Here is a 12,802-nt window from a genome sequence, read left to right as displayed (position 1 = left end):
CCGTGGCTGCCCCCAGTGAGCCGGGCGCCCCTGCGCCCCTCCGTATCGGTAACGCGTCCGGCTTCTACGGCGACCGTTTCGACGCCCTGCGCGAGATGCTCACCGGCGGCCCCCTCGACGTCCTCACCGGGGACTACCTCGCCGAGCTGACCATGCTCATCCTCGGCCGCAGCCGCCTCAAGGACCCGGCGCGCGGGTACGCCTCCACCTTCCTGCGGCAGCTGGAGGAAGGGCTCGGGCTCGCCCACGAGCGCGGGGTGAGGATCGTCGCCAACGCGGGCGGCCTCAACCCTTCCGGGCTCGCCGACGCGATACGGGAACTGGCCGAGAAGGTCGGGGTCCCCGTACGGGTCGCCCATGTGGAGGGCGACGGCATCCCCGTACCGGAGGGGTTCCTCACCGCCAACGCCTACCTCGGGGGAGCGGGCATCGCGGCCTGCCTGGGGGCCGGTGCCGAGGTCGTCGTCACCGGCCGGGTGACCGACGCCGCCCTCGTCACCGGCCCCGCCGCCGCCCACTTCGGCTGGGGCCCGGACGACCACGACGCGCTCGCCGGGGCCGTCGTCGCCGGGCACGTCCTGGAGTGCGGGACGCAGGCCACCGGCGGCAACTACTCCTTCTTCCGCGCCCACGACATCCGCCGCCCCGGCTTCCCGGTCGCCGAGATCCACGCCGACGGCAGCTCCGTCATCACCAAGCACGACGGCACCGGCGGCGTGGTCGACCTCGGCACCGTCACCGCCCAGCTCCTCTACGAGACGGGCGGCGCCCGGTACGCGGGGCCGGACGTCACCGCCCGGCTCGACACCGTACGGCTGACGCAGGACGGCCCCGACCGGGTCAGGATCTCCGGCGTACGCGGCGAGGCCCCGCCGCCCACCCTCAAGGCCGGGCTCACCCGGCTCGGCGGCTGGCGCAACGAGGTCGTCTTCGTCCTCACCGGACTCGACATCGAGGCCAAGGCGGCGCTCGTCCAGGACCAGTTCGCGGACGCCTTCGCGCGCGCCGGACAGCGGCCGGAGGAGGTCCGCTGGGAGCTGGCCCGTACGGACCAACCCGATGCCGGCACCGAGGAGACCGCCAGCGCCCTGCTCCGGCTGGTCGTCCGGGACCGCGAACAGGACCCCGTGGGGCGGGCGTTGTCCGGAGCCGCGATCGAGCTGGCTCTCGGCAGCTACCCCGGGTTCCATGTCACCGCCCCGCCCGGAAAGGGTGCCCCCTACGGGGTCTTCGAGGCGCGGTACGTACCGGCGGGGGACGTGGAGCACGTAGCCGTACTCCCCGACGGAACGCGCCGGGCCCTCGCCCCTCCCGTACGGACCCAAGAGCTGCACGACGTCGGACAGCCGCCCCTGCCGGAGCCGCCGGCCTCACCGTCGTACGCCATGTCCTGCCCAACCTGCGGGCGTTGAACTTCACCGTGCACGGGCTGCTCGGCGAGGGCGTCGCCGCGCAGCACCGCTTCGACCCGCAGGCCAAGGCGCTGGGGGAGTGGCTGCGCGCCCGCCATCTGGAGATACCCGTGACCCTTCTGGAGGTGCCCGCATGACCGTCCTGCCCACCGGGCTCGACACCGCGAGCCCCGACTACGCGGCCAACCGGGCCGCCATGCTGGACAAGCTCGCCGAGCTGGAGGCCGCGCACGCCAAGGCGCTTGAGGGCGGCGGCGAGAAATACGTCGAGCGGCACCGGGGGCGCGGCAAGCTGCTCGCCCGCGAGCGCATCGAGCTGCTGATCGACCCGGACACGCCGTTCCTGGAGCTGTCGCCGCTCGCCGCCTGGGGCAGCGAGTACGCGGTGGGAGCCTCGCTGGTCACCGGGATCGGGGTGGTGGAGGGCGTCGAGTGCCTGATCACCGCCAACGACCCGACCGTACGCGGCGGCGCCTCCAACCCGTGGACGCTGAAGAAGGCGCTGCGGGCCAACGAGATCGCCTTCGCCAACCGGCTCCCGTGCATCAGCCTGGTGGAATCCGGGGGCGCCGACCTGCCGTCCCAGAAGGAGATCTTCATCCCCGGCGGGGCGCTCTTCCGCGACATCACCCGGCTCTCCGCCGCCGGCATCCCGACCGTGGCGGTGGTCTTCGGCAACTCGACCGCCGGAGGCGCGTACGTCCCCGGCATGTCCGACCACACGGTCATGATCCAGGAACGGTCCAAGGTCTTCCTCGGCGGACCGCCCCTGGTGAAGATGGCCACGGGCGAGGAGAGCGACGACGAATCGCTCGGCGGCGCCGCGATGCACGCCCGTACGTCCGGGCTCGCCGACCACTTCGCCGTCGACGAGCACGACGCGCTGCGCCAGGCCCGCCGCATCGTCGCCCGCCTCAACTGGCGCAAGGCGCACGCCGATCCGGGCCCCGCCGAGCCGCCGAAGTACGACGAGGACGAGCTGATCGGCATCGTGCCCGGCGATCTGAAGGTGCCGTTCGACCCGCGCGAGGTGATCGCCCGGCTGGTCGACGGCTCGGACTTCGACGCGTTCAAGCCGCTGTACGGGACGAGCCTGGTCACCGGCTGGGCGCGGCTCCACGGCTACCCGGTCGGCATCCTCGCCAACGCGCAGGGCGTGCTGTTCAGCGAGGAGTCGCAGAAGGCCGCCCAGTTCATCCAGCTCGCCAACCAGCGCGACATTCCGCTGCTCTTCCTGCACAACACCACCGGCTACATGGTCGGCAAGGAGTACGAGCAGGGCGGCATCATCAAGCACGGCGCGATGATGATCAACGCGGTGTCGAACTCCAGGGTCCCGCACCTCTCGGTCCTGATGGGCGCCTCGTACGGCGCCGGGCACTACGGCATGTGCGGCAGGGCGTACGACCCGCGCTTCCTGTTCGCCTGGCCCGGCAGCAAGTCCGCCGTCATGGGCCCGCAGCAGCTCGCCGGGGTGCTCTCCATCGTCGCCCGCGCCTCGGCCGCCGCGAAGGGCCGCCCGTACGACGACGACGCGGACGCCGCCCTGCGCGCCATGGTCGAGCAGCAGATCGAGTCCGAGTCCCTGCCGATGTTCCTGTCCGGGCGGCTGTACGACGACGGGGTCATCGACCCGCGCGACACCCGGACCGTCCTCGGCCTGTGCCTGTCCGCCATCCACACCGCACCGGTCGAGGGCGCCCGCGGCGGCTTCGGCGTCTTCCGGATGTGAGGAGTGAAGTGATCACCAGCCTGCTCGTCGCCAACCGGGGCGAGATCGCCTGCCGGATCTTCCGCACCTGCCGGGCGCTCGGCATCGCCACCGTCGCCGTGTACTCCGACGCGGACGCCGGCGCGCTGCACGTCCGGGAGGCCGACACCGCCGTACGGCTGCCGGGCGCGGCCCCCGCCGACACGTATCTGCGCGGCGATCTCGTCGTGGCCGCCGCGCTGGCGGCCGGGGCGGACGCCGTGCACCCCGGCTACGGCTTCCTCTCCGAGAACGCGGACTTCGCCGCCGCCGTGCAGGACGCCGGGCTGCGGTGGATCGGGCCGCCCGTCAAGGCCATCGAGCTGATGGCGTCCAAGACCCGCGCCAAGGAGCTGATGGCCACCGCCGGGGTGCCGCTCCTCGCCCCCGTGGACCCGTCCGCCGCGACCGCCGAGGACCTGCCGCTGCTGCTGAAGGCGGCGGCCGGTGGCGGCGGGCGCGGGATGCGGATCGTACGGGAACTGGACGATCTGCCCGGCGAGTTGACCGCAGCCGCGGCCGAAGCGCTGTCCGCGTTCGGAGACGGCGAGGTATTCGCCGAGCCGTACGTGGAGCGCGGCCGGCACGTCGAGGTCCAGGTGATGGCCGACGAGCACGACGGGGTCTGGGCGCTCGGGACCCGCGACTGCTCGCTCCAGCGGCGGCACCAGAAGGTCATCGAGGAGGCACCGGCGCCCGGCCTGCCGGACGAGCTGCGGGAGCAGCTGCACAAGGCGGCGGTGGCCGCCGCGCGCGCCGTGGGCTACCGGGGCGCGGGGACCGTCGAGTTCCTGGTCGCGGCCGACGGGCGGCCGTACTTCCTGGAGATGAACACCCGCCTCCAGGTCGAACACCCCGTCACCGAGGCGGTGTTCGGGCTCGACCTCGTCGCGCTCCAGCTCCGGACCGCGGAGGGCGAGCCGCTGCCGTCCGCCGAGCCCCCGCCCCCGGCCGGGCACGCCGTGGAGGCCCGGCTGTACGCGGAGGACCCGGCGCGTGACTGGCAGCCGCAGACCGGAGTACTGCTCTCGCTGGAGGTGCCGGACGAGCCGGGCGTCCGCCTGGACACCGGGTACACCGGCGGGGACACGATCGGCGTCCACTACGACCCGATGCTCGCCAAGGTCATCGCCCATGCCCCGACCCGGACCGAGGCCGTACGGCTGCTCGCCCGCGCCCTGGAGCGCGCCCGCATCCACGGCCCGGTCACCAACCGCGACCTCCTCGTCCGGTCGTTGCGCCACCCGGACTTCGTGGGCGCCCGGCTGGACACCGGGTTCTACGAGCGGCACCTGGCGGAGCTGACGGCCCCGGCGGATGAAGCGGCGGTCCGGCTCGCGGCCACCGCGGCGGCCGTCGTGGAGGCGGCCCGGAACACCACCGGGACGACCGCCGGCGGGTTCGCCCGCTTCGGCGCCTGGCGCAACCTGCCCTCGCAGCCCCAGATCCGCCGCTACCGCAGCGAACCGGACGGTGCTGAACACGAGATCACGTACCGCCCGACCCGCGACGGCGGCCTGACCGTCGGCACCGACGGCATACGCGTCGTGTCGGCGGGCCGCGCCCGCGCCACCCTCGAACACGACGGCGTCACCCGGCACTTCGACGTCTTCCCGGCCGACGGCAAGGTCTACGTGGACACCGCCTCCGGCGCGTACACGTTCACCGCCCTGCCCCGCTTCACCGACCCCGCCGACCGCACCGAACCCGGCTCCCTGCTCGCCCCCATGCCCGGCACGGTGGTCCGCCTCGCGGACGGCCTCGCGGAGGGGGCCGCCGTCGAGGCCGGGCAGCCGCTGATCTGGCTGGAGGCGATGAAGATGGAGCACCGCATCCTCGCCCCCGCCTCCGGCACCCTCACCGCCCTGCACGCCGCGCCCGGCCTCCAGGTGGAGGTCGGCGCCCTGCTCGCCGTAGTCACCGACCCCTCTGAGGAGCAGCCCGCATGAGCACCGTCCTCGAAACCGAAGAGCACCAGGCCCTGCGCGCCGCCGTCGCCGCACTCGGGAAGCGCTACGGCCGGGAGTACATGCAGTCCCTCGTCAGCGAGGGCGCCCACCCCCGCGAGCTGTGGGCGGAGGCCGCGAAGGCGGGCTTCCTCGGCGTGAACCTCCCCGAGGAGTACGGCGGCGGGGGCGCCGGAATGGCAGAACTGTCCATCGTGCTGGAGGAGTTGGGCGCGTCCGGCTCCCCGCTCCTGATGATGATCGTCTCGCCCGCCATCTGCGGCACGGTGATCGCCCGCTTCGGTACCCAGGAGCAGAAGCGGCAATGGCTCCCGGGCCTCGCCGACGGCTCCCTCACCATGGCGTTCGGCATCACCGAGCCCGACGCCGGCTCCAACTCGCACCGCATCACCACGACCGCCCGCCGCGACGGCGTGGACTGGCTGCTCACCGGCCGCAAGGTCTTCGTCTCGGGCGTCGACATCGCGGACGCCACGCTGATCGTCGGCCGCACCGAGGACGCGCGGACCGGCAAGCTCAAGGCCTGCCTGTTCATCGTCCCGCGCGAGACGCCCGGCTTCCAGCGGAACCAGATCGACATGGAGGTCCACGCCCCGGAGAAGCAGTTCGAACTCGTCCTGGACGACGTGCGGCTGCCGGCCGAGGCGCTGGTGGGGGACGAGGACGCGGGCCTGCTCCAGCTCTTCGCCGGCCTCAACCCCGAACGCATCATGACCGCCGCCTTCGGCATCGGTATGGGCCGATACGCGCTGGGCCGGGCGGTCGACTACGCGAAGACGCGCCAGGTCTGGAAGGAGCCCATCGGCGCCCACCAGGCCATCGCCCACCCGCTGGCCCAGGCCCACATCGAACTCGAACTCGCCCGCCTGATGATGCAGAAGGCCGCCCGCCTGTACGACGCGGGCGACGACTTCGGCGCGGGCGAGGCGGCGAACATGGCGAAGTACGCGGCGGGCGAGGCGTGCGTGAAGGCGGTGGACCAGGCGGTGCACACACTGGGCGGCAACGGCCTGACGCGCGAGTACGGGCTCGCCTCCCTGATCACGGGCGCCCGCGTGGCCCGGATCGCGCCGGTCAGCCGGGAAATGATCCTGAACTACATATCCCACCAGACCCTGGGGCTCCCCAAGTCGTACTGAGCGGCCCACTGTTGTACGGGAGCGGTCCTCGGCGGCCGCCCCCGCACCCACACCGCACCGAAGGGACCGACCCCCGCCATGGCGCACGTGTTCCGCAGCGACTACCCCGACGTCCAGCCCCTCGATCTCGCCATCCACGACGCGGTGCTCGGGCACGCCACCGAGCGGTTCGGGGAGACCGTCGCCCTGATCGACGGCACCGACGACAGCAGCCGCCTCACCTACGCGCAGCTCGACGCCTTCCACCGCAGGATCGCCGCCGGCCTCGCCGCCGCCGGTGTCGCCCAGGGCGACGTGCTCGCCCTGCACAGCCCCAACACCATCGCGTACCCGGCCGTCTTCCACGCCGCGACCCGCGCCGGCGCCACGGTCACGACCGTGCACCCGCTGGCCACGGCCGAGGAGTTCGCCAAACAGCTCGGCGACTCCTCCGCGCGTTGGATCGTCACGGTGTCCCCGCTGCTCGCGGTCGCCCGCCGGGCCGCCGAACTCGTGGGCGGCATCGAGGAGATCTTCGTCTGCGACCACGCGGAGGGCCACGCGTCGATCCTGGACATGCTCACCACGACCGCCCCCGAACCGATGGTGACCGTCGATCCGGCACAGGACGTCGCGGCGCTCCCGTACTCCTCCGGCACCACCGGCGCCCCGAAGGGCGTCATGCTCACGCACCGCTCGATGGCGACGAACCTGGAACAGCTGAGCCCGTTCGTGCCGCTGGGCGAGGGACACCGTATCCTCGCGGTTCTCCCCTTCTTCCACATCTACGGCCTCACGGCCCTGATGAACGCCCCGCTGCGCACCGGCGCCACGGTCGTCGTCCTGCCGCGCTTCGACCTGGCGCAGTTCCTGGCGGCGATCGAGACGCACCGCATCAACGGCCTGTACGTGGCCCCGCCGATCGTCCTGGCCCTCGCCAAGCACCCGGTGGTCGACCGCTACGACCTGTCCTCGCTGGAGTACATCGTCAGCGCCGCCGCCCCGCTCGACGCGGACCTGGCCACGGCCTGCTCCCGCCGCCTCGGCCTGCCCCCGGTCCGCCAGGCGTACGGGATGACGGAACTGTCCCCCGGCACGCACGTCGTCCCGCTCGCGGCCGAGAACCCGCCACCGGGGGCGGTCGGCACGCTGCTCCCGAACACGGAGATGCGGATCGTCTCCCTGGACGACCCGTCCCGCGACGCCCCGCCCGGCGAGCCCGGCGAGATCCTGATCCGCGGTCCCCAGGTCATGAAGGGCTATCTCGGCCGCCCCGACGCCACCGCCGCGATGATCGACCCCGACGGCTGGCTCCACACCGGCGACATCGGCCGCACCGACGAGGACGGCTGGCTCTTCGTCGTCGACCGCGTCAAGGAACTCATCAAGTACAAGGGCTACCAGGTGGCCCCCGCCGAACTGGAAGCGCTGCTCCTCGCCCACGACGCGGTCGCGGACGCGGCGGTGATCGGCGCCCACGACCCCGACGGCAACGAATTCCCGAAGGCCTACGTGGTGCGGGGCGCGGACACGGCCCTGACGGCGGACACCCTGATGACGTGGGTGGCGGAGCGGGTGGCCCCGTACAAGAAGATCCGCGGCGTGGAATTCACGGACGCCATACCCCGCGCGGCATCGGGCAAGATCCTCCGCCGGGAGCTGCGGGACCGGCAGGCGGGGCGGGGGTGACGGCCCGGTCCGCCGGCCCTTGGGGTCCGGAACCCACGGCCGTCATCGCGGTGACCGGGCACAGGGACCTCACCGGCAGGAGCGTGCCGCTGGTGCGGGAAGCGCTCGTCGCGCTGCTCGGCGCGTACGCCGGAGACGGGCTGACCGGGGTGTCCTGCGTCGCGGAGGGGGCCGACGCGTTGTTCGCCGACGTCGTCCTGGACCTCGGTGGCCGGCTGGTCGTCGTCGTGCCGGCGCGGGACTATCGGGAGGTCCAGGCCGAGGCGGGCCGCGCGGGGGAGTTCGACCGCCTTCGCCGGGCCGCCGCCGAGGTGGTCGTGATGCCGTACGCCAAGGCGGACGGGGAAGCGTACGCAGCCGCGAACCGTGAACTGTTCCGCCGGGCGGACCGGCTCGTCGCCGTCTGGGACGGGCGGCCGGGCAACGGCCGGGGCGGTACGGCCGACGCCGTGGCCGAGGCCGGGGAGCGGGGGCTGCCGGTCGAGGTCGTCTGGCCCGACGGGGCCGCTCGGCTGGGCTGAAACGCCGCCGGGCAGGCTCCCGGGCCAGGTCTCCCAGCGCAGGTCGCGCAGCGCGGGGTCGGCGTCGAGGGGAACGCCTTCCCCGCCCGGTGCCGCAGCCCGCGCGTTCGCGTGCCGTTGCCGGGCTTGCACGGCCGCCCCTCGCCGGTGGGCGGAAAAATCGGTGCCCGGCTGCCGGACCCCGTCCATACAGTGCACCCATGGACATGGGGATCACGTACGAACGCTTCGAGCCCGCCCACGCGGACGAGCTGGTCGCCTTCCTCTCCGGAGACACCTGGCCGTTCCACGGGCGCGACGTCGTGGAGCCGACCGAGGCCCGGCGGTGGATCGACGAGGGCCGGTTCGGGGGCGACGACAACCGGTCGTTCTGGGTCACGCGGGACGGCGAACGCGTCGGTTTCGTGCGCCTGATGGACCTGTGCGACAACGCTCCGCTCTTCGATCTCCGTATCCGCTCCGGGCGCCGGGGGAGCGGCCTCGGCGCGCAGACCCTGACCTGGCTCACGCGGTACGTGTTCGACGAGTTCCCCCAGGTCCGCCGGGTCGAGGGCAACACGCGGCAGGACAACACGGCGATGCGGCGGACGTTCCGGAGGTGCGGATACGTGCAGGAGGCGCACTACCGCGAGGCGTGGCCGGCCGCCGACGGCACGGTCCACGACTCCGTGGGGTACGCGATCCTGCGCCGCGACTGGGAAGAGGGCACCACGACGGTCCCGGTCTGGAACCACGAGCGCGTCGGGGGGCGTTGACGGACCCGCCGTACACAGGGATGCAAACCCGGTGCGATCGGCGGCCGTCGGCCGGAAGACTGGGCGTCATGGATGAGGTCCGAGTCGTCGTAGCCCATTCCGAGCGTACGACCCTGCGCGTCGGTGACATGTTCCTGAAGGTGGACGCCGATCAGGCACGTATCGACATCGAGGCGGAGGCGATGGCGCTGGCGCCGGTCCCGACCCCGGCGGTGCTGTGGCGCAAGCCGCACGTGCTCGCCGTCGCCGCGCTCCCGGGCACGGCGCTCGGCCGCCTCGGGGAGCCGTCGCCCGCGTCACCGGCGGCGTGGGAACGGGCGGGGGCCGTCATCCGGACGCTGCACGAGGCGCCGTTGCCGGCGCGGGCCGGGCGGAGCGTGGACGACTGGGCGGCGGAGCTGGAGCGCGAGTGCGGGCTGCTCCTGGCGCGCGGGATCCTCCCCGCGGACCTGGTCGCCCGCAACCGCCGGGTGGCCGAGGCGGCGCTCCGCCCGTGGGAGCCGGCGTTCATCCACGGCGACCTCCAGATCACGCACGTGTTCGTCGACGGCGACGACGAGGTCACCGGCATCATCGACTGGTCCGAAGCGGCGCGCGGGGACGCCCTGTTCGACCTCGCCACCCTGACGCTCGGCCACGAGGAGCGCCTGGGCGACCTCCTCGCGGGCTACGGCACCGACGTCGACCCCGGTGTCATCCGGGGGTGGTGGTCGCTGCGCGCCCTGACCGCGTACCGCTGGCTCACCGAGCACGGCTTCGACCCGGCGGCGCCGGGGTGCGAGCTGGATGTGCTGAGGGCGGCGATGTGACGGGGGTGCGGCATGGGTGCCTCGCGCCTCGCTCCGGACGGTGGCCGGCATCACTTGACCTCAACCGCGCTTGAGGGATCACCGTCTACCTGTGCCCGGCGCGCCGCACCGAAGGCGGGCCCCGTATCAGGAGGGACACCCATGTCCGACAACCGAGTCATCGTGGTCACCGGCGCGACCGGGAAGCAGGGCGGTGCCGTCGCCCGTGCTCTGCTGGGCCGGGGCTGGACCGTACGGGCGCTGGTGCGCGACCCGGACAAGCCCGGGGCGCTCGCGCTGAAGGAGGCGGGGGCGGTGCTGGTACGCGGGGATCTGGACGATGCCGTCTCCCTGGACGCGGCGCTGGCGGGCGCGTACGGGGTGTTCAGCGTGCAGACCTTCGACGGGCCGGACGGTTTCGACGGGGAGATCCGGCAGGGCAGGGCGGTCGCGGATGCCGCCGTCCGGGCGGGGGTCGCGCACATCGTGTACAGCTCCGTCGACGGCGCCGACCGCGCCGGCGACGTACGGCACTTCGCGAGCAAGGGCGAGATCGAGCGGCACATCGAGGCCCTGGGGCTGCCCGCGACCGTCCTGCGACCGACGTTCTTCCTCTCCAACTTCGAGGGCCTGGGCCCGCGGTGGGACGGTGACGAGCTGACACTCACCCTGGCGCTCGATCCGCGTACGAGACTGGCGATGGTCAGCCCCGACGACATCGGCGCCCTCGCGGCGGCCGCCTTCGACGCTCCGGCCGACTACCTCGGCCGCATCGTCGAGGTGGCCGGCGACGAACTCACCGGGCCGCAGATCGCCGAGGTGTTCGCCCGTGCGGCGGGCCGGCCGGTGCGTTTCGTCTCCCAGCCGATCGGGCAACTCCGCGCGTTCAGCGAGGAGATGGCCGCCATGTTCACCTGGTTCAACGAGGTCGGTTTCCGGGCGGAGGTGAGGGACCTGCGCCGCGCCCTGCCCGCGCCGGTCACCCTGGAGACCTGGGTCGACGAGCACTGGAGCACGCCCCTGGCCTCACGGTGAGGGCCGCCCTCCGGTGAGGGCCGGTGTCGCCGGGGCCCCGGACCGGTCGCCCCCGTGGTCCGTGGCCCCGGGAACCGCTCAGCCCGCCACCAGCACCGCCACCAGCCGGGCCATCGCCGGGCGGGGGTCCGGGCCGCCCGGCCAGGTGGTCATCAGGAGGTGGTGGGCGGTGCCGACGACGGCGAGGGCCACCGTGGGCGGGTCCACGGTCTTCGCCACCCGGCCGCCCTCCTGCTCGGCCCTCAGGTAGTCCGTGACGGCCTCCTGGATCGCCGAGAAGCCCGGAGCGCCGGCCTCCAGGGCCTCGCGGAAGCGCAGTGCGGCGGCGGGGCGGGTCAGGGCGAGGCCCGAGATGGCGGGGCCGCCGGAGGCGAACAGGGCGAGGACGACCGCCTCCAGGTTCCCCGCCACCGTGCCCTGCCCGGTGAGCGCCGACAGGGCCCGCGCCTTCCTGGCCGTACGGGCGAACCGGTCCAGGCACAGCTCCGCCACGAACTCGTCGAGCCCCTCGAAGTGCGTGTGCAGGAGCCCCTTGGCGCAGCCCGCCTCCGTCGTGACGGACCGGCTGGTGAGGGCGCCGGGCCCGTCCCTCTCCACGATGCGCTCGGCCGCCGCGAACAGCCGCTCGCGCACGTCCGGCGTCGCCACTCCGCGCGGTGACATGGGCCTTCCTTCGTTCCGCTTCCCCCGCCCTCATGGGCGCGACCGCTTCGGATGGTAGCCGGGATTGCCAGTTTGGGCGCTTGCCCATACTGTTTGGGCGTACGCCCATTCTTCGTCGTCCACCCAGGGGGAACCCGTGCAGGACATCGTCAACACCGAGCAGGCGCAGGCGTGGAACGGTCCGGAGGGTGCCCACTGGGCCCGCAACCAGGACCGCTGGAACGCCGTGAACGAGGGCTTCAACACCCCGCTCCTCGATGCCGCCGGGATCATCGCGGACGGCCGGACGCTCGACGTCGGCTGCGGCGCCGGACAGGCCACCCGCCTCGCCGCGTTCCGGGCGCCCCGGGGGCACGCGACGGGCCTCGACCTGTCCGGCCCGATGCTGGCCGAGGCGCGGGGCCGGGCCGAGGGGGAGGGTGTCGGCAACGTGTCCTTCGTCCAGGGCGACGCCCGGACGCACCCCTTCGAGCCGGGCTCGTTCGACTCGGCGATCAGCCGCTACGGGGTGATGTTCTTCGCCGACCCCGTGGCGGCCTTCGGCGCCATCGGCCGGTCTCTGCGCCCCGGCGGGCGGCTGGCCTTCGTCTGTCCGGCCGACGCCGTGCTCAACGAGTGGGTGACGGCGATGGCGTCCTTGCGCGACGTCCTCCCGGTGGGCGACTTCGGGCAGCCGGGGCTCCCCGGCATGTTCTCGCTGGCCGCCCCGGACCGTATCCGCGAGGTCCTGACGGCGGCCGGCTTCTCCGGTGTCGCCGTCAACCGCGCCCAGGCCTACGGGACATGGGGCGCGGGTGCCGAGGACGCGGCGGACTTCCTGCTGGGCACGGGCCCCGGCCGGTATCTGATGCAGCAGGCCGACGCGGCATCCCGCACCCGGGCGTGCGACGTCCTCACGGGCCACCTGCGCGCCCATGAGGCGGCGGACGGCACGGTCCGGCTGCGCAGCACGTCGTGGCTGGTCACGGCGGACCGCCCGGCCGCACTGGCGGACCGGCTCTGACGGCCACCGCCGCAGGGGGCGCCGCCCGGCGCCGCCTGTGGGCGCCCCGCCTCGTGCCGCCTGTGGCGTCCGGCCCCGCCCCGCCGCGCCGCCTGCGGCGG

Annotated in this window: 10 protein-coding genes and 1 pseudogene; 10 read left to right on the top strand and 1 reads right to left on the bottom strand. The window is 73.6% G+C overall.

Annotated features, from left to right (window positions below):
* Positions 1-2: 2 nt before the first annotated feature.
* The 9 genes and pseudogenes from EAO73_RS31315 to EAO73_RS31275 all read left to right on the top strand — a co-directional run bounded on the left by EAO73_RS31315 (position 3) and on the right by EAO73_RS31275 (position 11,035).
* A pseudogene (locus EAO73_RS31315) lies at positions 3-1,549 on the top strand (acyclic terpene utilization AtuA family protein).
* Positions 1,546-3,144 carry an acyl-CoA carboxylase subunit beta gene (locus EAO73_RS31310; RefSeq protein ID WP_147974881.1) on the top strand — a complete coding sequence of 533 codons (1,599 nt, stop codon included), beginning with the start codon at positions 1,546-1,548 and terminating at the stop codon, positions 3,142-3,144. The pseudogene EAO73_RS31315 and the gene EAO73_RS31310 overlap by 4 nt, the downstream one beginning before the upstream one ends.
* Before the next feature lie 8 nt (positions 3,145-3,152).
* The gene (locus tag EAO73_RS31305) at positions 3,153-5,111 is read left to right on the top strand and encodes an acetyl/propionyl/methylcrotonyl-CoA carboxylase subunit alpha (protein WP_147974880.1); all 1,959 of its coding nucleotides are present in this window, start codon (positions 3,153-3,155) and stop codon (positions 5,109-5,111) included.
* Entirely contained in the window at positions 5,108-6,268 is a 1,161-nt protein-coding gene (locus tag EAO73_RS31300; RefSeq protein ID WP_147974879.1) for an acyl-CoA dehydrogenase family protein, read from the top strand. Before EAO73_RS31305 ends, EAO73_RS31300 begins: the two co-directional genes overlap by 4 nt.
* A 78-nt stretch (positions 6,269-6,346) precedes the next feature.
* Positions 6,347-7,936: an AMP-binding protein gene (locus EAO73_RS31295; protein WP_147974878.1), complete on the top strand. Its 1,590-nt coding sequence runs from the start codon at positions 6,347-6,349 to the stop codon at positions 7,934-7,936.
* A 44-nt stretch (positions 7,937-7,980) separates the two neighbouring features.
* A complete protein-coding gene (locus EAO73_RS31290; RefSeq protein WP_147975408.1) occupies positions 7,981-8,457 on the top strand; it encodes a hypothetical protein in 477 nt (158 codons plus the stop codon).
* Positions 8,458-8,657: 200 nt separating this feature from the next.
* The gene (locus EAO73_RS31285; RefSeq protein ID WP_224756530.1) at positions 8,658-9,212 is read left to right on the top strand and encodes a GNAT family N-acetyltransferase; all 555 of its coding nucleotides are present in this window, start codon (positions 8,658-8,660) and stop codon (positions 9,210-9,212) included.
* A 68-nt stretch (positions 9,213-9,280) separates the two neighbouring features.
* Positions 9,281-10,021 (top strand): phosphotransferase family protein, encoded by a 741-nt coding sequence (locus EAO73_RS31280; protein WP_147974877.1) that lies wholly within the window; start codon positions 9,281-9,283, stop codon positions 10,019-10,021.
* A 141-nt stretch (positions 10,022-10,162) separates the two neighbouring features.
* Positions 10,163-11,035, top strand: a complete 873-nt coding sequence (locus EAO73_RS31275; protein ID WP_147974876.1) for an NmrA/HSCARG family protein — start codon at positions 10,163-10,165, stop codon at positions 11,033-11,035.
* A gap of 78 nt (positions 11,036-11,113) precedes the next feature.
* Here EAO73_RS31275 and EAO73_RS31270 read toward each other — a convergent pair whose 3' ends face one another.
* Positions 11,114-11,698 (bottom strand): TetR/AcrR family transcriptional regulator, encoded by a 585-nt coding sequence (locus EAO73_RS31270; protein ID WP_191134291.1) that lies wholly within the window; start codon positions 11,696-11,698, stop codon positions 11,114-11,116.
* A gap of 136 nt (positions 11,699-11,834) precedes the next feature.
* Between EAO73_RS31270 and EAO73_RS31265 the strand changes: the two genes are divergently transcribed.
* Positions 11,835-12,701: a class I SAM-dependent methyltransferase gene (locus tag EAO73_RS31265; protein ID WP_147974875.1), complete on the top strand. Its 867-nt coding sequence runs from the start codon at positions 11,835-11,837 to the stop codon at positions 12,699-12,701.
* Positions 12,702-12,802: the final 101 nt, after the last annotated feature.

The organism is Streptomyces sp. col6, from assembly GCF_008042035.1.
In the GTDB taxonomy this organism is placed as follows: Bacteria; Actinomycetota; Actinomycetes; order Streptomycetales; family Streptomycetaceae; genus Streptomyces.
The sequence above is the reverse complement of the archived record's forward strand: the minus strand, read 5'-3'. Positions and strand labels throughout refer to the sequence as shown.

Excerpts from the sequence above, each read along its gene's own strand:
- EAO73_RS31310 (WP_147974881.1), top strand. The coding sequence starts at position 1,546 with ATGACCGTCCTGCCCACCGGGCTCGACACCGCGAGCCCCGACTACGCG.
- EAO73_RS31300 (WP_147974879.1), top strand. The coding sequence starts at position 5,108 with ATGAGCACCGTCCTCGAAACCGAAGAGCACCAGGCCCTGCGCGCCGCC.
- EAO73_RS31295 (WP_147974878.1), top strand. The coding sequence starts at position 6,347 with ATGGCGCACGTGTTCCGCAGCGACTACCCCGACGTCCAGCCCCTCGAT.
- EAO73_RS31285 (WP_224756530.1), top strand. The coding sequence starts at position 8,658 with ATGGACATGGGGATCACGTACGAACGCTTCGAGCCCGCCCACGCGGAC.
- EAO73_RS31280 (WP_147974877.1), top strand. The coding sequence starts at position 9,281 with ATGGATGAGGTCCGAGTCGTCGTAGCCCATTCCGAGCGTACGACCCTG.
- EAO73_RS31275 (WP_147974876.1), top strand. The coding sequence starts at position 10,163 with ATGTCCGACAACCGAGTCATCGTGGTCACCGGCGCGACCGGGAAGCAG.
- EAO73_RS31270 (WP_191134291.1), bottom strand. The coding sequence starts at position 11,698 with ATGTCACCGCGCGGAGTGGCGACGCCGGACGTGCGCGAGCGGCTGTTC.